19 protein-coding genes are annotated in these 22,366 nt (G+C 47.3%); 10 read left to right on the plus strand and 9 right to left on the minus strand.

Annotated features, from left to right (window positions below):
* Positions 1 to 121: 121 nt before the first annotated feature.
* A complete protein-coding gene (gene carA / locus HGH92_RS15865; RefSeq protein ID WP_168871762.1) occupies positions 122 to 1,234 on the plus strand; it encodes a glutamine-hydrolyzing carbamoyl-phosphate synthase small subunit in 1,113 nt (370 codons plus the stop codon).
* A 685-nt stretch (positions 1,235 to 1,919) separates the two neighbouring features.
* Here carA and HGH92_RS15870 read toward each other — a convergent pair.
* Together HGH92_RS15870 and HGH92_RS15875 are read right to left on the minus strand one after the other, a co-directional pair.
* A complete protein-coding gene (locus HGH92_RS15870) occupies positions 1,920 to 3,119 on the minus strand; it encodes a pyridoxal phosphate-dependent aminotransferase (protein WP_168871763.1) in 1,200 nt (399 codons plus the stop codon).
* Between the two features lie 109 nt (positions 3,120 to 3,228).
* Positions 3,229 to 3,621, minus strand: a complete 393-nt coding sequence (locus HGH92_RS15875; RefSeq protein WP_168871764.1) for a DUF1573 domain-containing protein — start codon at positions 3,619 to 3,621, stop codon at positions 3,229 to 3,231.
* Positions 3,622 to 3,846: 225 nt separating this feature from the next.
* Here HGH92_RS15875 and HGH92_RS15880 point away from each other — a divergent pair, with 225 nt between their 5' ends.
* From HGH92_RS15880 to HGH92_RS15890, 3 genes are all read left to right on the plus strand, one after another.
* A complete protein-coding gene (locus tag HGH92_RS15880; protein ID WP_247654957.1) occupies positions 3,847 to 6,225 on the plus strand; it encodes a thiamine pyrophosphate-dependent enzyme in 2,379 nt (792 codons plus the stop codon).
* A gap of 222 nt (positions 6,226 to 6,447) precedes the next feature.
* The gene (locus HGH92_RS15885; protein WP_168871766.1) at positions 6,448 to 7,413 is read left to right on the plus strand and encodes a D-2-hydroxyacid dehydrogenase; all 966 of its coding nucleotides are present in this window, start codon (positions 6,448 to 6,450) and stop codon (positions 7,411 to 7,413) included.
* A gap of 274 nt (positions 7,414 to 7,687) precedes the next feature.
* Positions 7,688 to 8,416, plus strand: a complete 729-nt coding sequence (locus tag HGH92_RS15890) for a response regulator transcription factor (protein ID WP_168871767.1) — start codon at positions 7,688 to 7,690, stop codon at positions 8,414 to 8,416.
* Positions 8,417 to 8,494: 78 nt separating this feature from the next.
* Here the strand turns inward: HGH92_RS15890 and HGH92_RS15895 are convergent, their stop codons facing one another.
* Together HGH92_RS15895 and HGH92_RS15900 are read right to left on the minus strand one after the other, a co-directional pair.
* Positions 8,495 to 9,205 (minus strand): YebC/PmpR family DNA-binding transcriptional regulator, encoded by a 711-nt coding sequence (locus HGH92_RS15895; RefSeq protein ID WP_168871768.1) that lies wholly within the window; start codon positions 9,203 to 9,205, stop codon positions 8,495 to 8,497.
* Positions 9,206 to 9,384: 179 nt separating this feature from the next.
* On the minus strand, positions 9,385 to 10,818 hold the full coding sequence (locus tag HGH92_RS15900; RefSeq protein WP_211092656.1) for an amino acid permease: 1,434 nt from the start codon (positions 10,816 to 10,818) through the stop codon (positions 9,385 to 9,387).
* A gap of 250 nt (positions 10,819 to 11,068) precedes the next feature.
* On the opposite strand from HGH92_RS15900, the gene HGH92_RS15905 reads away from it, so the two are divergent.
* The 3 genes from HGH92_RS15905 to HGH92_RS15915 all read left to right on the plus strand — a co-directional run bounded on the left by HGH92_RS15905 (position 11,069) and on the right by HGH92_RS15915 (position 14,433).
* Complete coding sequence (locus HGH92_RS15905) at positions 11,069 to 12,385, plus strand: dicarboxylate/amino acid:cation symporter (RefSeq protein ID WP_168871770.1); 1,317 nt, start codon at positions 11,069 to 11,071, stop codon at positions 12,383 to 12,385.
* Between the two features lie 48 nt (positions 12,386 to 12,433).
* Complete coding sequence (locus tag HGH92_RS15910) at positions 12,434 to 13,120, plus strand: DedA family protein (RefSeq protein ID WP_168871771.1); 687 nt, start codon at positions 12,434 to 12,436, stop codon at positions 13,118 to 13,120.
* Between the two features lie 77 nt (positions 13,121 to 13,197).
* The gene (locus HGH92_RS15915) at positions 13,198 to 14,433 is read left to right on the plus strand and encodes an MFS transporter (RefSeq protein WP_168871772.1); all 1,236 of its coding nucleotides are present in this window, start codon (positions 13,198 to 13,200) and stop codon (positions 14,431 to 14,433) included.
* Here HGH92_RS15915 and HGH92_RS15920 read toward each other — a convergent pair.
* The 3 genes from HGH92_RS15920 to HGH92_RS15930 form a co-directional block, all read right to left on the minus strand.
* Positions 14,430 to 14,891: a MarR family winged helix-turn-helix transcriptional regulator gene (locus tag HGH92_RS15920; protein ID WP_168871773.1), complete on the minus strand. Its 462-nt coding sequence runs from the start codon at positions 14,889 to 14,891 to the stop codon at positions 14,430 to 14,432. The two genes, HGH92_RS15915 and HGH92_RS15920, sit on opposite strands and share 4 nt — an antisense overlap.
* Positions 14,892 to 15,132: 241 nt before the next feature.
* Positions 15,133 to 16,074, minus strand: coding sequence for a malate dehydrogenase (gene mdh / locus HGH92_RS15925; RefSeq protein ID WP_168871774.1), 942 nt, complete (start codon positions 16,072 to 16,074; stop codon positions 15,133 to 15,135).
* A 78-nt stretch (positions 16,075 to 16,152) separates the two neighbouring features.
* Positions 16,153 to 16,668 carry a peroxiredoxin family protein gene (locus HGH92_RS15930; RefSeq protein WP_168871775.1) on the minus strand — a complete coding sequence of 172 codons (516 nt, stop codon included), beginning with the start codon at positions 16,666 to 16,668 and terminating at the stop codon, positions 16,153 to 16,155.
* 190 nt (positions 16,669 to 16,858) lie between these two features.
* On the opposite strand from HGH92_RS15930, the gene efp reads away from it, so the two are divergent.
* The 3 genes from efp (at position 16,859) to accC (ending at position 19,487) form a co-directional block, all read left to right on the plus strand.
* Entirely contained in the window at positions 16,859 to 17,425 is a 567-nt protein-coding gene (gene efp, locus HGH92_RS15935) for an elongation factor P (RefSeq protein WP_168871776.1), read from the plus strand.
* Positions 17,426 to 17,533: 108 nt separating this feature from the next.
* Positions 17,534 to 18,022 carry an acetyl-CoA carboxylase biotin carboxyl carrier protein gene (accB, locus tag HGH92_RS15940; protein ID WP_168871777.1) on the plus strand — a complete coding sequence of 163 codons (489 nt, stop codon included), beginning with the start codon at positions 17,534 to 17,536 and terminating at the stop codon, positions 18,020 to 18,022.
* Between the two features lie 127 nt (positions 18,023 to 18,149).
* On the plus strand, positions 18,150 to 19,487 hold the full coding sequence (accC, locus tag HGH92_RS15945; protein WP_168871778.1) for an acetyl-CoA carboxylase biotin carboxylase subunit: 1,338 nt from the start codon (positions 18,150 to 18,152) through the stop codon (positions 19,485 to 19,487).
* Between the two features lie 62 nt (positions 19,488 to 19,549).
* On the opposite strand, the gene HGH92_RS15950 is transcribed toward accC, so the two are convergent.
* Complete coding sequence (locus HGH92_RS15950) at positions 19,550 to 19,885, minus strand: hypothetical protein (protein ID WP_168871779.1); 336 nt, start codon at positions 19,883 to 19,885, stop codon at positions 19,550 to 19,552.
* 216 nt (positions 19,886 to 20,101) lie between these two features.
* Positions 20,102 to 22,291 carry a glutamine synthetase III gene (locus HGH92_RS15955; protein ID WP_168871780.1) on the minus strand — a complete coding sequence of 730 codons (2,190 nt, stop codon included), beginning with the start codon at positions 22,289 to 22,291 and terminating at the stop codon, positions 20,102 to 20,104.
* Positions 22,292 to 22,366: the final 75 nt, after the last annotated feature.

Consider the following 22,366-nt stretch of genomic DNA (forward strand, 5'->3'; position numbering starts at 1 on the left):
AAAAAAATCTGTAATTAAACCTTGCATTTCATAACTTTGCACGGTTTTTTATCCGAACCTTCAGGGCGTACTAACCCTTGAAGGTTTTTTTTAAAATATAAAACAAGAACAGATACCAGAAATGCCTCAGACAAGAACCATCCAGCCTGCCATACTGTTGCTCGACGACGGTACGGTTTTTCAGGGAAAAGCTTTTGGGAAAATTGGCACTGCCGCCGGTGAATTAGCTTTCAATACCGGTATGACGGGTTACCAGGAAGTGTTTACTGACCCTTCTTACAAAGGACAGGTACTTATCATGAACAACTGCTATATCGGCAATTACGGCACCCGCAAGGATGACGTGGAAAGCGGCAGCGTGAAGATAAGTGGTCTGATTGCGAAGAATATCGCGTATAACTATTCCAGGAAGATGGCCGATGAATCGCTGGAGAAGTTCCTGACCGATAATAACCTGGTAGCCATCTATGATGTAGATACCCGCGCGCTGGTTTCCCATATCCGCAGCAAAGGTGCTATGAACTGCATCATCTCCTCCGAAATCCTGGACGTGGAGCAGCTGAAAACCCAGCTGGCACAGGTCCCTTCCATGGAAGGACTGGCCCTCTGCCAGGAGGTGACTACCGCAGAGCCTTACTACGTAGGCGATCCGGAAGCTGAGATCCGTATTGCGGTAATGGACAACGGCGTAAAGAGAAACATGCTGAAATGCCTGTCCGACAAAGGCGCGTACCTGAAAGTATTCCCGACAGACACCAAATTTGAGGTGTGTGAGGAATTCAAGCCGCATGCTTACTTCATCTCTAACGGCCCCGGTGATCCGGCCCCGCTGAAGTATGCCGTGGAAACAGTAAAACAGATCCTGGCTGCTGAAAGACCGATGTTCGGCATCTGTCTCGGCCACCAACTGCTGGCACTGGCCAATGGCATCCCGACTTACAAAATGCACCACGGCCACCGCGGTCTGAACCACCCGGTTAAAAACCTTAAAACCGGCCTGTGTGAAATCACTACCCAGAACCACGGTTTTGCAGTAGATGCTGCAGCTATAGCCGCCAGTGAACAGGTGGAAGTAACGCACGTCAACCTGAACGATAACACCGTAGAAGGTATCCGTATCAAGAACAAACCGGCTTTCTCCGTACAATACCACCCCGAAAGCACTCCTGGCCCGTTCGACTCCCGCTATCTGTTCGATGATTTCTTCGAAATGATCAAGGCAAACAAAAAATAAGAAACAGGTTTAACAAGACTGGAATATAATGGAGACGGTCCCGAGGAATCGGGACCGTTGCATTTTAAAATTCCACGTTATGAAAACAAACGAAAATACTATGCAACTAGGCATTAGCTTTTCCGCCGTTTTATTACATAACAATATTATAAAAAAAAGGTGTGTAATGTTAAACCAGGGAGGTGAAAATTTTAGCAAACCAGATTAAAATGAAGATTTTCGGCAGTTTCGGCCTGAAAACCGGTATATAAGGACAAAAAAATACGGCTCTGTGATCAGAGCCGTTTGCCTTTATAAATTCCACGTTATGAAAAACTGATACAAAAATACGATATTTTGCTAAAACGTTTTAGTAAGCTTTATACTTTTTACAGATTACTGATAATTCTCTTCCTGTAAAGTGATCCAAAGTTCGCTCCAAAAAAACGTTTGTTGAAATTCTCCAGGTTAAATTTTTCTTAAACAAGTTTAGATTTTGCAATCTATCGTATATGTAAATATTTTATTTGTGATTATTTTTTAGCTTTTTGTTGTTTCTGTATCAAATATACAAAAGAAAACATTAAAAAAACAATAGTCGAGTGTTAAAAAATGATGAATTTGGATCATTTTTAATATATATAATTTAATATAATATATTTCGGGTTCATCATTTTCTATTTTACGTCCTGTTTTTTTGAAAGAATTATTTGTCCGTACGACCGGGATATACTTCCAGCGCTTTTTCCAGACAAACTATTGCATGACGAATGTCGTCACGGTTCAGCACATAGGCTAACCGCACTTCCTGTTTGCCCAGGCCGGGAGTAGCATAAAAACCGGTCGCCGGAGACATCATCACCGTTTGTTTTTCGTATTCAAAAGCCTCCAGCATCCACTGGCAGAACTTATCGGAATCATCAATCGGCAGCCGCGCCATAGCATAGAACGCACCACCCGGATTAGGACAGAAAACACCCGGGATCTTGTTCAGGCCTTCTACCAGCACATCACGGCGGCTCTGATATTCGGCTTTGATGCCGTCAAAATAATCCAGCGGAAGGTCCACGGCCGCTTCACCTGCGATCTGCGCAAAGGAGGGGGGGCTCAGCCGGGCTTGTGCAAACTTCATCGTAGCATCCAGCACAGACTGGTTTTTGGTCACAAAAGCACCGATACGGCCACCACAGGCGCTGTAACGCTTGGAGATAGTGTCCATCAGGATCACGTTATCGTCCATGCCTTCCAGGTTCATGGCAGAGAAGTGGGTGCCGGCGTAGCAGAACTCACGGTAAGCCTCATCAGAGAAAAGGAACAGGTTGTGCTTCAGGCACAGCTGTTTCAACACTTCCATTTCTTCCTTGCTGTACAGGTAGCCGGTAGGATTGTTCGGGTTACAGATCAGGATAGCTTTGGTACGCGGTGTAATGGCTGCTTCAAATGCTTCCATGGCAGGCAGTGCAAAGCCGGTCTCGATATTTGCAGTGATCGTCTTGATCTTTACTTCTGCTTCTACGGCAAAACCATTATAGTTGGCGTAGAAAGGCTCCGGTACAATCACTTCGTCACCCGGATCGAGGCAGGCCATAAAGGCAAAAACGATTGCCTCAGAACCTCCGGTGGTCACAATGATCTGGTTGTGGTTCAAAGAAACATCAAACCGGCCGTAGTACTCCACCAGTTTGCGGCGGTAGCTTTCGTTGCCCGCGCTGTGGCTGTATTCCAGGACTTTGAATTCAGAATGACGCACCGCGTCGAGCACCGGTTTCGGAGTTTCGATATCAGGCTGTCCGATGTTCAGGTGATATACCTTCACACCTCTTTTCTTGGCTGCTTCGGCGAAGGGAACAAGTTTTCTGATGGGAGAAGGAGGCATCAGCACACCTCTCTGGCTAATGGTAGGCATAAAATTGTTTTGATCTTTTGCCCTGCAAAGATAGGGGTTAGGCAGGGCAACAAAAAAACCTTACAGCGCGCTGCTGTAAGGTTTTTTAAATATTTTTTAAAACCTAAAACTAGTTGTTGGCCACTGTACCGGTCAGGTGCAGTTCTTTGTCCTGGTCCACACCTTTGAACTTCACCCAGATGGTTTTGTTCTGCTGGCCTAAACCGTTGGCGCTATAGTTAGCAGTGACCTTACCTTTTTTACCAGGCAGGATCGGCTCCTGTGTCCATTTCGGTGTAGTACAGCCGCAGCTGGCACGTGCAGCTTCAATCAGAATTGGTTCTTTTGAAATGTTGGTGAATTCAAAATCAACAGTTACTGGTTTGTTCAGTGCTGTTTTACCGAAATCAACCGTTTCTTTAACGAATTTTACTTTCGTGTCTGCCGCATTCGGCTGAGACTGTGCCCACAAAGCTGTAGTAATCAACAAGCTGGCGAATAGGGACAAGATGAATTTTTTCATTTTCATATGATGGTTTTAGCGCGACTGGTTAAAAAATATAAATTTCTTTTCGACCAAGGACAAATTTACGGCCAAAAAGTAATTGTTACCTTGTAATTTATTAAAATCTTATTAAAAAAAATCAGATTATTTTAAATGCATGTCAGCGACTGATTTTTCAACTGTATAATTAACCTTACTTTTGTACTTTAACCAAGAGGCATGATAGAAAATAAAGCACTATCTATGAATATAGAAAGCCGGTTGTCATTCGAAGAATTCCGTAAGGAGGTATTAAATGACTACAGGTTGGCCTGCGAAAGCAGGGAAGTGAGTCTGCTGGCCCGCAGGGAAGTTCTCACGGGCAAGGCTAAGTTTGGCATCTTTGGAGATGGTAAAGAGGTGGCGCAGGTAGCGATGTCAAAATATTTCAAGCCTGGCGACTTCCGCTCCGGTTATTATCGCGACCAGACTGTGGCATTTGCTACTGGTATCGCTACCCCCGAACAATTTTTCTCGCAGTTATACGCTGATCCCGATCAGCAACACGAACCATTCTCCGGCGGCCGCCAGATGAACTCGCATTTTGCGACGCCCAATCTCGGCAACGACGGTAACTGGCTCAACCTGATGGAGATGAAAAACTCCGCAGCGGACATGGCGCCCACGGCAGGACAGATGCCACGCGCCCTGGGACTGGCTTATGCCTCCAAAATGTTCCGTGAAGCGGAATCGCTCCACGATCTCAAACATCTTTCCGATAACGGTAACGAAATCTGTTTCGCTACTATCGGTGACGCCTCTACGTCAGAAGGACATTTCTGGGAAACCATGAATGCCGCGGGCGTATTGCAGGTGCCACTGGCGGTTTTCGTATGGGACGATGGCTACGGCATTTCCGTGCCCCGCAAATACCAGACTACCAAAAACTCTATCAGCGTTGCGCTGGAAGGTTTCCGCAAAGCGGACGGCACCAACGGCTTTGATATCTATAACGTGAAAGGATGGGATTACGCCGGTATGTGTGAAGTATTTGAAGCGGCTATCCGCAAAATACGGGAAACACATATCCCTGCGTTATTCCACGTGGAAGAAATCACCCAGCCACAGGGCCACTCTACCAGCGGTTCACACGAACGCTACAAGAGCAAGGAACGCCTGTCATGGGAAAAAGAATTCGACTGTAACCTCAAAATGAGGTCCTGGATACTGGAAAATGCCCTGTGTGATGAGGAGACACTGGTGCAGATAGAAGCAAACGCCAAAACCACTGCACAGGACGCACGCAAGGCTGCATGGGAAAAATATATTACGCCCATTAAACAGGAAGTACAGCGTTTTGTGTCACTGGCTACACCTCTCACCGCAGTAGCCGGCGTCAATGCTGAGCTGGTAGCGCAGCAGATACGTGAGCTGCAGGCCAACCGCGAGCCACAGCGCAGGGACATCCTGAAAGCCGCTGTCACCATTCTGATAAGGCACCGGCAACTGAAAACCGATCCTGCAGTACAGGCTTTACAGCAGTACTACGATCAGTACCTTCAGGGAGAAAAAGAAAACTATAATTCCTACCTCCACGCCACCGGCGCCAACTCCGTACATGCGATACCGGTAGTACCGGCGGAATATAACGACGACGCCACTACGCTCAACGGTTATGAGGTGTTGAACAAATATTTTGATCAGCTCATCACCAACAACCCGAAGGTGTTTGCTTTCGGAGAAGATGTTGGTAAGATTGGCGACGTAAACCAGGCCTTTGCAGGACTGCAACAGAAGCATGGCCCGGTGCGTATAACGGATACGGGTATACGTGAATTAACGATCATGGGGCAGGGTATCGGTATGGCACTGCGCGGCCTGCGTCCTATTGCAGAAATCCAGTACCTGGATTACCTGCTGTATGGCCTGCAACCATTGAGCGATGACGTGGCTTCCCTGCAATACCGTACCAAGGGCGCACAACATTGTCCGATTATCGTGCGCACCCGAGGCCATCGCCTGGAAGGCATCTGGCACAGCGGTTCCCCGATGGGCATGATCATCCACTCACTCAGAGGCATGAACATATGCGTGCCGCGTAATATGGTGCAGGCAGCCGGTATGTACAATACGCTGCTGCAGGCCAATGAGCCGGCGCTGGTGATTGAATCACTGAATGGTTACCGCCTGAAAGAGAAGTTGCCGTCCAACCTCGAAACATTCACTGTGCCGATGGGTGTGCCGGAAGTGCTGAAAGAAGGTTCCGATGTAACACTGGTGACTTATGGCTCCATGACCCGCATTGTGGAAGAAGCAATAGGGACGCTGGAAGAACTCGGCGTTTCCTGCGAACTGATAGATGTACAAACATTACTGCCTTTTGATATTCATCACAGCATTGTGCAGTCACTGAAGAAAACCAACCGTATCGCCTTCATCGATGAAGACGTACCGGGAGGCGGCACTGCCTATATGTTCCAGCAGGTGATGGAACAGCAGGGCGGCTACCGCTGGCTGGATGTGGCCCCGCGCACACTGACAGCGCAGGCGCATCGCCCGGCCTATGGCTCTGATGGCGATTATTTCTCCAAGCCCAACACAGAAGACGTGGTGAAAATGGTGATGGAGATGATGGAAGAATAACAAACAAACTTGCTCATAATAGGCGAAGCCACCGTACATGCATCCAATCTGCATATGCGGTGGCTTCTGAGTTTAATGTAGTCAAGCAGTTATTGCAAGCTTAGTGTTGTTGCTATTATGGCGCAGCAAAGGTGTGGGATTTTTTCAAAGTGCGGAAGAATAGCAGCCCGAGTTAATAATTATTTAATTCATCATGTATATTTAACGAACAAACAGAAGTATATGAAAAACATAGTTGTATTGGACGGATATGCTTTAAATCCTGGGGACCTGGACTGGGCGCCGTTGCAGGCTTTGGGGAAGGTCACCATCTATGATCGGACGCCGGCGGAGCTGGTGGCAGAGCGGGCGAAGGATGCCCATATCCTGCTGACTAACAAGGCTATCGTCAGCGCGGAAACGATCAATAGCCTGCCTTTCCTTGAATATATCGGGGTGATGGCCACCGGGTATAACGTCGTAGATATTCCGGCCGCTACGGCCCGGAAAATACCCGTTACGAATGTTCCCGCTTACAGTACTGCTTCAGTGGCGCAGCTTACTTTTGCATTAATATTGGAATTGTGTTTTCAGACGGGTCTGCATGCCCGGAGTGTGAGAGCGGGAGAATGGGCTTCCAGCGTGGATTTCAGCTATTGGAAGACGCCATTGACCGAACTGGACGGCCGTACCATTGGTATTGTGGGCTTTGGGCAGATAGGGCAGGCAGTGGCAAAGATCGCGCTGGCTTTCGGTATGAAAGTGATCGTTTCGCATAAACATCCGGAAAGGGATAAAATGGAGGGAGTGACTTTTGTGGACCAGGCCACCTGTTTCCGGGAAGCGGACATAGTATCGCTGCATTGCCCGCTGAACGAGGACAACCGGGAGTTTGTGAATGCTGGGTTGCTGAAAACGATGAAAAAAACAGCCTTGCTGATCAATACCAGCCGGGGGCCGCTGGTCCGGGAGGCCGATCTGGCGGAAGCGCTGAAAGAAGGCGTGATAGCAGGAGCGGGGCTGGACGTGCTTTCCACAGAACCACCCGCAGCAGATCATCCGCTGGTACAGGCGCCAGGCACTGTCATTACTCCCCATATTGCATGGGCAACGCAGGCAGCACGCGGCCGGTTGATGCACGTGACCGTAGAGAATGTACGTCAATATATGCTCGGGAATAGTCAAAATAATATCAATAAAATACAATAAAATATTATTTTGATATTTTGATCATGTGTTTGTATATTCAGGTAATCCTCTTATAAATAACTATTAATTTTTGTCTGACGAATGAATAAGCTGAACAACTCCTGTAACTTGAACAGAATGGTCACCGGTTTTAGTATAATTTTGAAAACGTATATTTTACCCTTATAGAATTAAAATATATAAAAACAGGACGGTACCTTCCGTGACCGACCGCGTTTTTATGAAGGGGGAAGTCGCTAAACTCAGGAGGTCACCTTCAAAATTCAACCGAAATATGAAATCACGTATTCTATTGGTAGAGGACGATGAATTTTTTGCCAAAGTGCTCAAGCGGCAGCTGGAGCGTGCCAATTTTGAAGTAACGCATGCCATCGACGGACAAGCCGGTTGGGAGAAATTCCAGGAAACGATTTTTGATTTATGTATACTGGACGTGGTGATGCCCAGGAAAGATGGTTTTACACTGGCGGGAGAAATACGGGCCACGGATTTTAACATCCCCATCGTATTTACATCTTCCCGTTATATGGAGCAGGACAGGTTGCAGGGGTTTGATATAGGAGCGGATGACTACCTGGTAAAGCCCTTCAATACGGATGAACTGATCAGCCGTATCAAAGTCTACATTAAACGCAGCCGTCTGCTTCGGAGTGAGAAGCGGATTGTCTATACAGTAGGTAACCTTGTTTTCGACTATTCCCAGCTTCAGCTGCGGCATAAAGACAATGAGGTGGAAAATCATGTGCGGATCGCACCAAAGGAGGCGGAGTTACTGCGCTATCTGTGTGAAAACTCTAACAAAAAACTAAAAAGGGAGCATATCCTGGCGAGTGTCTGGGGAGCGGACGGTTACCTGGCACAAAGGGTAATGGACGTGTACCTGAGCCGCTTGCGCCGGCATATTGCCATGGACCCCTCTATCCGGATAGAAACCTTTCATGGAAAAGGTCTTATGCTGGTCATCAACGAGATGGACCGTACCCACATCATTGAGAAGGCTTAAAGCCTGATTGTTTTTTAAACCTGAAATAGAAACGTCCCGGCATTTGCCGGGACGTTCTTTTTATGGAAATAACCTGTATTATTTCAGATTGTAGAATACCTGCTGAACGTCATCGTCCTGCTCCAGGCGGTCCACCAGTTCCAGTACCTCTTTGGCCTGCTCTTCATTCAGTTCCACAGTAGTGGTGGGAATACGTTTCAGCTCAGAGCTGATCACTTCCAGTCCTTTGTCTTCCAGCGCTTTGGCCATATTGCCAAATTCATTGAAAGCTGCACGGATAATGATGTTGCCTTCGCTGTCTTCCCCGATTTCCTCCAGACCGAAATCAATCAGTTCCAATTCCAGTTCTTCCAGGTCCTGACCTGCGTTTTTCACTTTGAATTCACCTACACGGTTGAACAGGAAACCTACGGAACCGCTATTGCCCAGGGCGCCGCCGCCTTTGGTGAAGTGCATACGCAGATTGGCCACGGTACGGGTGGTATTGTCCGTAGCCGTATCGATGATTACTGCTACGCCATGAGGCGCGTAACCTTCATACACTACTTCCTCGTAATCAGTCTTGTCTTTACCCATAGCGCGTTTGATCGCCGCTTCCACACGGTCTTTAGGCATGTTGGCGCTTTTGGCGTTGAGTATGCAACGGCGCAGTGCAGGGTTATTGTCGGGGTCAGGGCCACCATTTTTTACTGCAATAGCGATTTCTTTACCGACTCTTGTGAATGCTTTGGCCATCCTGTCCCAGCGGGCAAACATGGTTGACTTTCTTACTTCAAATATCCTTCCCATAATGGGTTATAAATTAATTATTTGTGAATGATAACAATTGGAGGTGATGACACCTCAAAAGGCTAATAAAGATGCAAATTTAGAGAACTTTCGGCTAAAATGGAGCCCTTTTATAACAGAAAACCGCCCGGAAAGGTAGCCGGACGGTTTTCTCTGAATATTGGTCAGTGATGACGGGATCACAATTTCTCAGCAACACTCTGTTGCTCACTTTGCTGCCCGATCTTACTGTTTTTCTTGCTGTAGGCAAAGTAGATAATGAAACCAAGGCCCATCCAGATAGCCAGTCGTAACCAGGTATCCCAGGGCAGCGCGCCCATCATAACAATGCAGATGATGATACCCATGATCGGAACAAAAGGCACCAGTGGTGTTCTGAACGGTCTGGGCGCATTTGGCTGTTTTTTGCGCATGATGATGATACCGATACATACCAGTACAAACGCGAAGAGCGTACCGATGCTCACCATTTCACCTACCACGTGCACCGGCACGAAAGCGGAGAAAAGGCTCACAAACACCATGAACAGGAGGTTGGATTTATACGGAGTACGGTATTTAGGATGTACATCGGAGAAGGTTTTAGGCAACAGACCGTCTTTTGACATGGAGTAAAACACGCGGGACTGGCCCATGAGCATTACCAGGATCACAGAGGTATAACCTGCCAGGATAGCGAGGATGATTGCCTGTTGCAGCCAGCCGTACGGTGTTTTCGCAATGGCGATCGCTACCGGCGCAGCGCTGTCTTTAAATTCCTTATAGTTGGCGAGGCCGGTCATCACGTGGGCAAACAGCACGTACAGTATGGTACAGATGACCAGTGAGCCCAGAATACCGATAGGCATGTCCTTCTGCGGCCTTTTCGCTTCCTGCGCCGCTGTTGATACGGCATCGAAACCGATGAAGGCGAAGAACACCACGGCAGCACCACGTAATACGCCGGAAATACCGAAGTGGCCGAAGCCCTGGTTTTCAGGAATATAAGGGTGATAGTTGTCGGGGTTTACGTGGTTCCAGCCTACTGCGATGAATACCAGTACCACAGTTACTTTCAGCGCTACCAGCAGGGCGTTGGTGAAAGCTGATTCACGGGTACCACGGATCAGCAGCATGGAGAGCGCGCCTACGATCAGGATGGCCGGGAAGTTCAGATATCCGTGTACAGTTGTGCCATCCACCAGTGTAACGGTTTCAAACGGAGAGGCTGTCAGCTGTGCCGGAAGATGAATATTAAAATGATGCAGGAATTTCACCAGGTACTGTGACCAGCTGATAGCCACGGTAGCTGCGCCCAGCGCATATTCCAGCACAAGGTCCCATCCGATGATCCATGCCATGAATTCACCCATGGTAGCATAGGAATAGGTATAAGCACTTCCTGCGATAGGAATCATGGAAGCAAATTCGGCATAACAAAGACCTGCAAAAGCGCAACCGATAGCGCCTACGAGGAAGGAAATAGTAACGGCGGGACCGGCATTGTTGGCTGCTGCCAGACCAGTCAGGGAAAACAGACCTGCGCCGATGATAGCGCCTATACCCAAAGCAACAAGGTTCGTTGCGGATAAAGATCGTTTCAGTCCTTTCTCTGACTCGCTCGCCTCATTCATGAGCTGATTTAAAGACTTGGTTCTGGAAAATAGAAGACCCATACAAATGAAAAGTTGTGGTTGATGTTTTAAGGTAGTTTAGTTCTGTTGTGTTGTACGTCGATCGTCAAATATAATATCTAAAATCTAGAACGGATACTTTTATTTTGGCCTGAAACGCTTATTTGTACCGGCAGAACCTTATTTTTGGGAAATTTTCCGGTTACAACAATTATTAAATTTTTTAAAGAAGAAAAAATCCTGGCGTTGCATGAAGAAATCATCAAATAGGCTTACTCTGTTCATTTTTATTGCCATGTTGGTGGGCATCAGTACTGGTTATGCGGTTTGGCTGGCCTATACTGTTCCTGCCGATCAGGTCCTGAAACCAGGCGGAGTGGCCATCGGTACACAAAGCGATGTTCCCCAGGTATTTGCCGACCGGATTTCTATTCTGACAGATATTTTCCTGCGACTGGTAAAAATGATTATTGCCCCCCTGGTATTTTCCACGCTGGTAGTAGGCGTGGCCAAAATGGGCGATATCAAAGCGGTAGGGCGTGTAGGTGGCAAAACCATGCTGTGGTTTATCAGTGCAACCTTTGTATCATTGTTCCTGGGCCTGGTGCTGGTAAATCTCATGAAGCCCGGCCTGTCTCTCAATCTGCCGCTGCCTGATACGCATGCCGCTACCGGTATTGCCAAGGCGGATATGACGCTGAGAGGTTTTTTCCACCACGTGGTGCCGGACAGTGTGATAGATGCTATGGCCAAAAATGAAATTCTGCAGATCGTGGTGTTTGCAATTTTCTTTGGTGTGGCCGCTGCGGCGATTGGTGAAAAAGCGCAACCCGTGGTGAAGCTGATGGACAGCGTGGCGCATATCATGCTGAAAGTGACCGGCTTTGTTATGAACTTCGCGCCGTTTGCGGTATTTGGCGCAATGGCCGCTATCATAGCCACCAAAGGGCTTTCTGTTCTGCTGGTGTATGGTAAATTTATTATTCAGTTTTACCTGGGACTGTTTAGCTTATGGCTTGTACTGGCATTGGTAGGATGGCTGATACTCGGCAAACGGGTGTTCCGGTTGCTGGGCGGTATCAAAGATCCGCTGTTACTGGCCTTTGGCACTGCCAGCAGCGAGGCGGCGTATCCGCGTACCATGGCTGAACTGGAGAGATTTGGCTGCGATAACCGTATTGTAAGTTTTGTATTACCCCTGGGCTATTCCTTTAATCTGGATGGCTCTATGATGTATATGACGTTTGCCAGCCTGTTTATTGCACAGGCTTATGGCATGCACCTGGGCATTGATCAGCAGATCACCATGCTGCTGGTGTTAATGATCACCAGTAAAGGTATTGCCGGCGTACCAAGGGCCTCCCTTGTGGTGATAGCCGGTACCCTGTCCATGTTCCATATTCCGGAAGCAGGTTTGTTGCTGCTGCTGGGCGTGGACCATCTGCTGGACATGGGACGTTCTGCTACCAACGTAATTGGTAACGCAATGGCCACTGCAGTAGTATCTAAATGGGAGAATAAGCTGGGACCGGGCGATGATAGCAATGGGATTTTAGTTAACAAATAGATAACAGTTTTATTCTTATTTTACCGATTCTGAACAGAATTTATTAGCATGGACCAGATTTTAGAGTTTTTTAAACACCTCATTAATCCCTCGTGGATTATTGAACACGGTGGCCTGTACCTGTTACTGGCGATTATTTTTGCGGAGACCGGTTTATTTATTGGCTTTTTTCTCCCCGGCGATTCCTTGCTTTTTGTAGCAGGCATTTACAGTGCAGATCTCTGCCGGAGCTTCTTCGATATGCCGTTTTTTGTAGTGATGCTGCTGATTGCGCTGGCCGGTGTGCTGGGTAACATGGTAGGCTTCTGGTTTGGTAATAAATCCGGCCCGTTGTTATTTAAAAAGAAAGATACTTTTTTCTTTAAAAAGAAACACCTGCACCAGGCACATGACTTCTTTGTGAAATACGGTGGCGGCGCTATTTTCCTGGCCCGTTTCCTTCCCATCATCCGCACTTTTGCCCCTATTGTGGCCGGTATGGTGCAGATGGACAAAAAGAAGTTCATGCTGTTTAATGTGATCGGTTCCTTCTCGTGGGTATTTTCCATGATGCTGGCCGGCCACTACCTGGACAAATTCTTTCCCAACCTGAAAAATCACCTGGAGCTGATCATACTGGTTATCATTGTGATCACTACTTTACCGGTGATCATTAAACTGCTCTCCGGAAAGGTGAAACATCATCCGGACCCGAATCAGTCAGAAGTGACCAACACATCGGACACGACTTTATAAGAATTTTAAAAAATGGGCTATAATTGGCCCATTTTTTTTATTTTAACCGTTATTTATTTTATCAACCAAAGTTCCACATGAAAACTGATAGCCGCTCAGCTTCTATCTTTAACATTGCCGTGATCGTTGCGTCACTGGGCTATTTTGTAGATATCTATGATCTGCTCCTCTTCACCATTGTACGGGTCCCCAGCCTGAAAGAACTGGGATTGCCGCAAAACGAAATTGATGCCGGCGCCGGCCTGCTGCTCATTAATATTCAGATGCTGGGCCTGTTGATAGGCGGCATTGTATGGGGCATCATCGGCGATAAAAAAGGACGTCTAAGTGTATTGTTCGGTTCCATCCTCATTTATTCTGTAGCAAATATTGCCAATGGTTTTGTGCATAGTATCAACGGATATGTTTTATGGCGTTTTGTGGCAGGCTTTGGATTGGCGGGGGAGCTGGGCGCAGGCATTACACTGGTATCGGAGATACTGCCGAAAGAAAAGCGCGGTTATGGTACCATGATTGTGGCCACTGTTGGGGTTTCCGGGGCGGTAGCCGCCAATCTGATTGCTAAACTGGTAGGTGACTGGCGCATCTGTTATTTTATAGGAGGTGGTCTGGGCCTATGTTTGTTGATATTGCGGGTGAGTGTGATGGAGTCCCATATGTTTAATGCCGTGCGTACTTCCACTACGGCCAGGGGCAGTTTTCATGCGTTATTCACCAGCCGGGAGCGGTTTCTCAAATATTTGAAATGTATTCTGTTAGGAGCGCCTACCTGGTTTGTGGTAGGTATCCTGATTGCTTTCTCCAATAAGTTTGCGAAGGAAATGAATGTGATGGGCGCTATCAGTCCGGGAGATGCTGTGGCTTTCTGTTATGCAGGGCTTACGTTAGGTGATTTTTCATCGGGTTTGATCAGCCAGTTATGGAGAAGCCGGCGTAAGGTAATGTTGGTGTTCCTGTTGCTGACAGGTGCTATGGTGGCGGTATACCTGAATATGTTCGGGGCTGCTACCTGGGTGTTTTATACGGTTTGTTTTATTCTTGGTTTCAGTGTTGGTTTCTGGGCCATTTTTGTCACTATTGCCGCCGAAAGTTTTGGCACCAACCTGCGGGCCACCGTGGCTACCACGGTGCCTAATTTTGCCCGTGGCATGTTACCGTTGATATCCCTGTTGTTTGTGCAGGTGCAGCATTATTTTACCTTTCTGCAAAGCGGTGCTATCGTAGCCGTGGTATGTATTGGTATAGCGATGATAGCGGCCTGGAATATTGAAGAAACTTTTGGAAAAGACCTGAATTACCTGGAAGAAATTTAGTGATAGGCTTCCAGCATTTTGTCCAGCAGTTTATTGAGCTGGCTGAGTTCTTTTTCGTTCAGCGCCTTGAAGGTGTCATTGAGATGATTGAGTTCTGTATCAATGGCGTTGAGCAGTTCCAGACCTTTGACAGTGATTTTTACGTCTACTGCTCTTCTGTCCAGTTCACAACTTTTACGTTCCACCAGGTCTGCTTTACGCAGTCTTTCCACGAGACGTGACACGTCGCTCATTTTGTCGAGCATACGGTCTTTCAGCACGTTGATACTGGCTGCTTTAGGGTGCTGTCCGCGAAGGATGCGCAGTATGTTGTACTGCTGCATGGTGATGTCGTAACGTTTGAAAAACTGCTGATGGCGGGAGGTGATCCAGTTGCCGATAAAGATGAGGCTCACCAGTCCCCGTTGATATTCGTCTCCGAAATTTTTTTGTGTAATTAGTTTTTCAAGATTTGACATACGCTGTTGCTATGAGTTAGCGAAATGGTGCCCGTTCGATTTAGAAGTATTTCATTTATACCATTTTATGCAGGCGTTGATCAAAATTACGAATCTTTTTTAACACTAGTTAACATTCGCTGCGGGGTTGTTGCCGGTATTTTTCCCGGTGGATGAAGCGGGGAGGTTATATAAATAACAACGGATTACAGCAGCGAAAAAATTTCGGTTGCTGTAATCCGTTATTTTGTTTGGATACAGGTTAAGCAGTAGCAGACTGCATTTTGTCCAGAACGTCCATTACTTCTTTCACGTGTTGGGCGGAAGTATTGAGCAGTGCTTTTTCGTCGGCATTGAGTTGCAGTTCCAGTATTTTTTCGATACCGTTTTTACCCAGTACCACAGGAACGCCCAGGTAGATGTCTTTCAGGCCGTATTCGCCGGTGAGCCATGCACAAACGGGGAAGATGCGTTTTTCATCTTTCACGATGGCTTCCACCATTTGGGCTGCTGCAGCACCGGGAGCGTACCAGGCAGAGGTGCCAAGGAGGTTTACTATTTCGCCACCGCCTACTTTGGTGCGTTGGATGATAGCATCAAGCTTATCGGCAGCTACCAGTTCTGTTACCGGAATACCGCTTACGGTCGTATAACGGGGGAGGGGCACCATGGTATCGCCGTGGCCGCCCATCAGGATGGCCTGAATATCTTTAGGGGAACATCCGATCTCATCTGCCAGGAAAGCGCGGTAGCGGGCGGTATCAAGGATGCCGGCCATGCCGAATACTTTGGAGCTGCTTTTTTTAGCCGTGAGGTACGCGCAATAGGTCATTACGTCCAGCGGGTTGCTGACAACGATGATAATGGCGTCTGGTGAGTGTTTGGTAATATTTTCAGTGACTGATTTAACGATGTTGGCGTTGGTGGAAATCAAGTCGTCGCGGCTCATGCCGGGTTTGCGGGGGAGACCGGAGGTGATGACTACCACATCGCTGTTGGCAGTTTTGGCGTAATCGTTGGTAACGCCGGTCACCTTGGTACTGTAATAATCAATGGGAGCCTGCTGCCATGTGTCCAGGGCCTTTCCTTCAGCTGTTCCTTCCTTAATATCCAGTAAAACCACTTCCTGCAGAAAATCTCTATGGGCCAGCACATTGGCGCAGGTTGCGCCCACATTCCCAGCTCCTACTACTGTAACTTTCATTTTGTCGATAGCTTTAAAAGTGAAGAATGATTATAATAAACAAATGTAATGATTCGGAACCAGATCCGGCCGCCGTACTTATTGCCATTTCAGCGGGCGACTGGCCAGGTAATGTACCAGTGAATCCAGTTTAACGGTGCCCTCAAATCCTTTGATGAACTGCTGTTTTTTATCGTACAGATAAAGTCCCGGGAAATAGTGCAGGTCGTAGAAATACATGATCTGGCGGGTAGGTTCGCTGGCCATCACAATATTGGGGTATTTCTGGATATTATAGTGGTCATAATATTCCTTCATCTGTTCTACTTTAAAGGGCGTTACCATCAGAATCTGCACATTTTTGAATTTGTCAATGTTTTTCAGCACTTCTTCCGTCAGGTGTTTACAGTGGTCACAATCCACGCTAAAAACAAAAACCATGGTTTTTTCGTTTTTGCGGAGGTCGTTCTTGGTGATGGTATGGCCGTCGGGGAGTGTCAGCGGGAATGCCGGAACAACGGGATACTGTAAATAAGCCGGTTTGGATGGGGTGGTACTTTGAGCCTTCAGGAACATTGGTACACAACACAATACAAATAAGAAAAACTGACGCATACTACTGTGAATTTGCTTTATTTAAAATTCAATTTAGCCCTTTAATGTCATTTATTGGAGAAAAAAGACGAAAATTGGGTCGAAAAGAGACTAATCTGCCTAATTTTAGGAATTTAGTGTTCGTTCATATGCAAAAATTTCTACTTTTGCAATCCGTATAAATTTTTAACTTAAAATCAGTAACCTATTTATGGCTACCACCGCAGATATCAGAACAGGATTAATCATCAAGCTGGATAACAGTTTGTATTCTGTTGTAGAGTTTGGTCAAAACAAAACCGCCCGTGCTGCAGCAAAAGTTTGGGCTAAATTGAAGGGCGTTGACAATAGCCGTTCTATAGAGCACACCTGGAACTCCGGAGACACCATTTTCCCGGTTCGTATCGAGAAAAAGGCGTTTCAGTTTTTATATAAGGATGACACCGGTTACAACTTCATGGACAATGAAACTTTTGAGCAGATTGCCATGGCTGAACAAACCATCGATGCTCCTCAGTTCCTGAAAGAAGGCCAGGAAGTAATGGTTCAGATCAATACTGAAACTGAACAGTACATGGCGGTGGAACTGCCTGACAAAATTGTTATGCAGGTTACTTATTCTGAACCAGGCGTAAAGGGTGATACTGCTACCCGCACCCTGAAGCCTGCTACTGTAGAAACCGGTGCTACCGTGATGGTGCCGCTGTTTGTGGAAGAAGGCGAACTGATCCGTGTGAATGCAAAAACCGGCGAATACATCGAGAGAGTAAAGGGTTAATTCATTTACTGAAATTATTTATTTGGCTACCGGGCTGCCTCAGGGCGGCCCCGGTTGTCCGGTAAAGGACCATATACGTTCATAAATTATAAACCAAAAACTGTCTACATGGACTTTAAACAGATTCAGGAACTGGTAAAAATGATCAACAAATCAAATATCAGTGAACTGAGCATTGAGCAGGACAAGTTCAAGATTACAATAAAACAGAAAGACAACGAAGTACAACAGGTAATCGCTGTTCCTGCGGCCGCAGCGCCGATTCAGACGGTAGCAGCAGTAGCTCCGGCCGCCGCCCCGGTACAGGCAGCAGCAACTTCTGCACCGGCCGCCGCTCCAGCTGCACCGAAAGCAGACAACCTGATTACTATCAAATCTCCTATGATCGGTACCTTCTACCGTTCAGCAGGACCTGATAAAGCTCCTTTCATCAATGTCGGTGATGAAATTGCTGCCGGCAAGGTGGTATGCATCATTGAAGCGATGAAGTTGTTCAACGAAATCGAAAGTGAAGTGAGCGGTAAGATCGTCAAAGTACTTGTTGACGACGCCACTCCGGTAGAATACGATCAACCTTTGTTTTTAGTAGAACCGTAATAACAGCCATTAGCGCTTAGCAGTTAGCCTTTAGCCTCTGACAGATTTTTGTAGGGTTAAAGGCTAACTACTGAGAACTAATGGCTGAATTGCTACTTAGCTATTATATCAACTTATAAGGAAAACAATGTTTAAAAAAATATTGATTGCCAACCGTGGCGAGATTGCCCTTCGGATTATCCGTACCTGTAAGGAAATGGGTATCAAAACGGTAGCAGTTTATTCTACTGCAGATAAAGACAGCCTGCATGTGAAGTTTGCGGATGAAGCTGTGTGTATTGGTAAACCACAGAGCAGCGAATCTTACCTGAACATTCCTCACCTCATGGCTGCCGCCGAGATCACCAACGCAGACGCTATCCACCCGGGATATGGCTTCCTGGCGGAAAATGCGCGTTTTGCTGAAATCTGTGGCGAACATGGTATCAAATTCATCGGCCCCACTCCGGACATGATCCGTAAAATGGGTGACAAGATGACTGCGAAGGAAACCATGATTGCTGCCGGCGTACCGGTAATCCCGGGATCTGAAGGTCTGCTCCAGAGCGTTGAAGAAGCCAAAAAACTCGCCAGGGAAATGGGCTTGCCCGTTATCCTGAAAGCTACTGCCGGCGGTGGTGGTAAAGGTATGCGTGTGGTTTGGGACGAGAGCGAACTGGAGAATGCCTATAACATGGCTAAAAATGAAGCCCGCGCTGCTTTCAACAATGATGGCATCTACATGGAGAAATTCGTGGAAGAACCCCGTCACATTGAAATCCAGGTAGCCGGCGACCAATACGGCAAAGTATGCCACCTGTCTGAAAGGGACTGCTCTATCCAGCGCCGTCACCAGAAACTGGTGGAGGAATCTCCTTCTCCTTTCATGACACCGGAACTGCGTGAAAAAATGGGTGAAGCGGCTATCAAGGCTGCCAGCGCCATCAATTATGAAAGCGTAGGTACCATTGAGTTCCTGGTAGATAAACACCGCAACTTCTACTTCATGGAAATGAACACCCGTATCCAGGTGGAACACGGTGTGACAGAAGAGGTGATCAATTTTGACCTGGTAAAGGAACAAATCAAGATTGCTGCCGGTATTCCTATCTCCGGTAAAAACTATACGCCGCAGATGCACGCTATTGAGTGCCGTATCAATGCGGAAGATCCGTATAACGATTTCCGTCCTTCTCCGGGCAAAATCACTACCCTGCATATTCCGGGCGGCCACGGCGTACGCGTGGATTCCCACATCTATGCTGGTTATGTTATTCCTCCGTTCTATGACTCTATGGTGGCTAAGATCATCACCATGGCGCAAACCCGTGAGGAAGCCATCAATACCATGGAGCGCGCGCTGAGCGAGTTCGTGATTGAAGGTGTTAAAACAACTATTCCTTTCCATCAGCAACTGATGCGCAACGAGGACTTCCGTAAAGGCAACTTTACGACCAAGTTTACCGAAACCTTCAAACTGGTATAGGAAAGTGCACTGTATTGGAAAAGCTCCGGAGATGTCTCCGGAGCTTTTCTGTTTTAAGATGGTTATTGATACCGGATAAAGGTATGCTGGAACGGGATACCTAATATTAAAGCCGGCGCAGACAGCTCCGTAGGCAGGCCGGCGTTGTTGTAACTGCTTATGCTGCCGCTATTGTTACGGCTGTAGTTCCTGTCGATGAACTGCCACAACGGATGCAGGCGATGGAAATTGGTTTTGTTGTCATATGTTGGATAGGTGACGGTAGTATCACTGGGGATACCCATGGAAGTGATTTCTTCCAGGATGCTTTGGATTTTCCAGGCGTTACCGCTGCTGTTGTAGGAGTAGTCAACAGTAGTGCGGAAGATGGGCGGGTGTAGTGTCAGATCTGTCGTCACAGCACGAACGATGCGGTTAAGGCTGTCGTACTGATAGGTAGTGCTGCGGAGTTGTTGGCCGCTGATGCTGACAGGAGTAGTGGTCGTATCAAACGTACCGAAGGCAAATGTGGTGTCCCGGATAATGTGGCCGGTAGCGTACAGAGAAATTGTGGAAAAAACAAAGCCCCGGATAAAAATCCGGGGCTAATCATACACCAAAACAATCTTACGGTTTTATCGCAAGAAAAGCAGTTCTCTGTACTTAGGCAGTGCCCATCTTTTATCATCTACCAGGAATTCCAGTTTATCGGAGTGGTAGCGGATAATATCGAAGTACGGTTTAATTTTTTCGCAGTATTCAATCGCTTTCTGGCGGCTGTCGGTCAACTTGTTGGTCACTTTACGTTGCTCGATCATTGCCTGAACGTTTTCACTGATCACGTTGATGTGTTCAGATATTTTGGCAGCGATTTGTGTTTGTGCTTTGTAGGCAGCTTCACCCATGCCAATTTCTTTCAGTCCGCGGATGTTGCTGATCAGGTCATTGAGGTAGCTGATAGCTGCGGGTAAAATAGTGTTGGTGGCCAGGTCTCCGATTACACGGGCTTCGATCTGAACTTTCTTCACATAATCTTCGAGCAGGATCTCGTGACGGGCGTGTAATTCTTTTTCGGTATAAACACCGGTTTCGGAATACAGCTGGGCGGCTTTAGGAGTGATCATCGCATCCAGCGCTTTAGGCGTGGTTTTGATGTTCTGTAAACCTCTTCTTTCGGCTTCTTTTTCCCATTCTTCGCTGTAGCCGTCGCCTTCGAACAATATTTTTTCCGAATCTACAATATATTTCCGAAGAGTTTGCATGATGGCAATCTCTTTTTTCTCACCTTTTTCGATCAGGCCGTCCACTTCCACTTTGAAGTCGGTCAGGGTTTTGGCCACGATGGTGTTCAGTACGGTCATAGCGGAAGCACAGTTGGCGGTAGAACCTACGGCGCGGAACTCGAACTTGTTGCCGGTGAACGCAAAGGGAGAGGTACGGTTACGGTCGGTATTGTCCAGCATCAGTTCAGGAATATGACGGTGCAGGTCCAGTTTAAGGATGGCCTCGTCTTGTTCGTCGAACTTGTTGTTTACGCGGGATTTTACTTCCTGCAGTACATCGAAAAGATATTTACCGGAGAATACGGAGATGATAGCCGGAGGAGCTTCGTTGGCACCCAGACGGAAGTCGTTGCTGGCAGAGGCGATAGCAGCTCTCAGCAGGTCGGCGTAGTCATGTACCGCTTTGATGGTGTTCACGAAGAACGTGAGGAACATCAGGTTGGTTTTCGGGGTTTTGCCCGGAGCCAGCAGGTTTACACCGGTATCGGTGGCCATGCTCCAGTTGTTGTGTTTACCGGAACCGTTGATGCCTGCGAAAGGTTTTTCGTGCAGCAGCACTTTCAGTTTGTGGCGTTTGGCCACTTTATTCATGATGTCCATCAGCAGGGAGTTGTGGTCCACGGCGATGTTCACTTCTTCAAAGATGGGAGCGCATTCGAACTGGGAAGGAGCTACTTCATTGTGACGGGTCCTTAAAGGTATGCCCAGTTTGTAAGCCTCTTCTTCAAAATCGCGCATGTAAGCGTATACGCGCTCAGGGATAGAGCCAAAGTAGTGGTCTTCCAGCTGTTGACCTTTGGAAGGAGCGTGACCTACCACGGTGCGGCCGGTCATGATCAGGTCAGGACGGGCATTGGCCAGATTTTCGTCAACGAGGAAGTATTCCTGTTCCCAACCCAGGGTAGGCGTTACTTTGGTAACATTTTTATCGAAATAGTTACATACGTCCACAGCGGCTTTGTCGATAGCTACCAGTGCTTTCAGCAGCGGAGCTTTATAGTCAAGTGATTCGCCGGTGTAGGATACGAATATAGTAGGGATGCAGAGTGTTTTACCGTAACCCTGTTCCAGGATAAAGGCTGGGGAGGAAGGGTCCCAGGCAGTATAACCGCGGGCTTCAAAAGTAGCTCTCAGGCCGCCGTTAGGGAAGCTGGAGGCATCAGGCTCCTGCTGTACCAGCGCATCGCCGTCAAAAGTTTCCAGTGCAGAGCCATCGCTTTTCAGGGTAAAAAAGGAGTCATGCTTTTCTGCAGTGGTGCCGGTCAGGGGTTGAAACCAGTGAGTGTAGTGAGTCACTCCTTTTTTCATGGCCCAGGCTTTCATGCCGGAAGCAATTTGCTCCGCCATTTTGCGTTCCAGTTTGGTGCCATTTTTAATGGAGTTCATCAGGCTTTTATAAGCCTCATCACTCAGGTATTCCCTTACAATTCTTCCGGCAAAAACATTGCTGCCAAATACCTCGGTGATTTTTCCGTTGTGTTCGGTAAGTTTAGTGTCTACGCCAGCTAATCCTTCCAGCGCGGTGAAACGTAACGATTGCATGCTGTAATAATTTTAATACAAAAGAACGCCAACGTCGTTGGAAATGCAAATAAATTGTTCACTTTAACCAAAAAA

The sequence above is a fragment of the Chitinophaga varians genome (genome assembly GCF_012641275.1).
GTDB lineage: Bacteria > Bacteroidota > Bacteroidia > Chitinophagales > Chitinophagaceae > Chitinophaga > Chitinophaga varians_A.

Bases quoted from the DNA above. Each gene is read 5' to 3' on its own strand.
- carA (WP_168871762.1), top strand. From the start codon at position 122: ATGCCTCAGACAAGAACCATCCAGCCTGCCATACTGTTGCTCGACGAC.
- HGH92_RS15870 (WP_168871763.1), bottom strand. From the start codon at position 3,119: ATGCCTACCATTAGCCAGAGAGGTGTGCTGATGCCTCCTTCTCCCATC.
- HGH92_RS15875 (WP_168871764.1), bottom strand. From the start codon at position 3,621: ATGAAAAAATTCATCTTGTCCCTATTCGCCAGCTTGTTGATTACTACA.
- HGH92_RS15880 (WP_247654957.1), top strand. From the start codon at position 3,847: ATGAATATAGAAAGCCGGTTGTCATTCGAAGAATTCCGTAAGGAGGTA.
- HGH92_RS15885 (WP_168871766.1), top strand. From the start codon at position 6,448: ATGAAAAACATAGTTGTATTGGACGGATATGCTTTAAATCCTGGGGAC.
- HGH92_RS15890 (WP_168871767.1), top strand. From the start codon at position 7,688: ATGAAATCACGTATTCTATTGGTAGAGGACGATGAATTTTTTGCCAAA.
- HGH92_RS15895 (WP_168871768.1), bottom strand. From the start codon at position 9,205: ATGGGAAGGATATTTGAAGTAAGAAAGTCAACCATGTTTGCCCGCTGG.
- HGH92_RS15900 (WP_211092656.1), bottom strand. From the start codon at position 10,818: ATGAATGAGGCGAGCGAGTCAGAGAAAGGACTGAAACGATCTTTATCC.
- HGH92_RS15905 (WP_168871770.1), top strand. From the start codon at position 11,069: ATGAAGAAATCATCAAATAGGCTTACTCTGTTCATTTTTATTGCCATG.
- HGH92_RS15910 (WP_168871771.1), top strand. From the start codon at position 12,434: ATGGACCAGATTTTAGAGTTTTTTAAACACCTCATTAATCCCTCGTGG.
- HGH92_RS15915 (WP_168871772.1), top strand. From the start codon at position 13,198: ATGAAAACTGATAGCCGCTCAGCTTCTATCTTTAACATTGCCGTGATC.
- HGH92_RS15920 (WP_168871773.1), bottom strand. From the start codon at position 14,891: ATGTCAAATCTTGAAAAACTAATTACACAAAAAAATTTCGGAGACGAA.
- mdh (WP_168871774.1), bottom strand. From the start codon at position 16,074: ATGAAAGTTACAGTAGTAGGAGCTGGGAATGTGGGCGCAACCTGCGCC.
- HGH92_RS15930 (WP_168871775.1), bottom strand. From the start codon at position 16,668: ATGCGTCAGTTTTTCTTATTTGTATTGTGTTGTGTACCAATGTTCCTG.
- efp (WP_168871776.1), top strand. From the start codon at position 16,859: ATGGCTACCACCGCAGATATCAGAACAGGATTAATCATCAAGCTGGAT.
- accB (WP_168871777.1), top strand. From the start codon at position 17,534: ATGGACTTTAAACAGATTCAGGAACTGGTAAAAATGATCAACAAATCA.
- accC (WP_168871778.1), top strand. From the start codon at position 18,150: ATGTTTAAAAAAATATTGATTGCCAACCGTGGCGAGATTGCCCTTCGG.
- HGH92_RS15955 (WP_168871780.1), bottom strand. From the start codon at position 22,291: ATGCAATCGTTACGTTTCACCGCGCTGGAAGGATTAGCTGGCGTAGAC.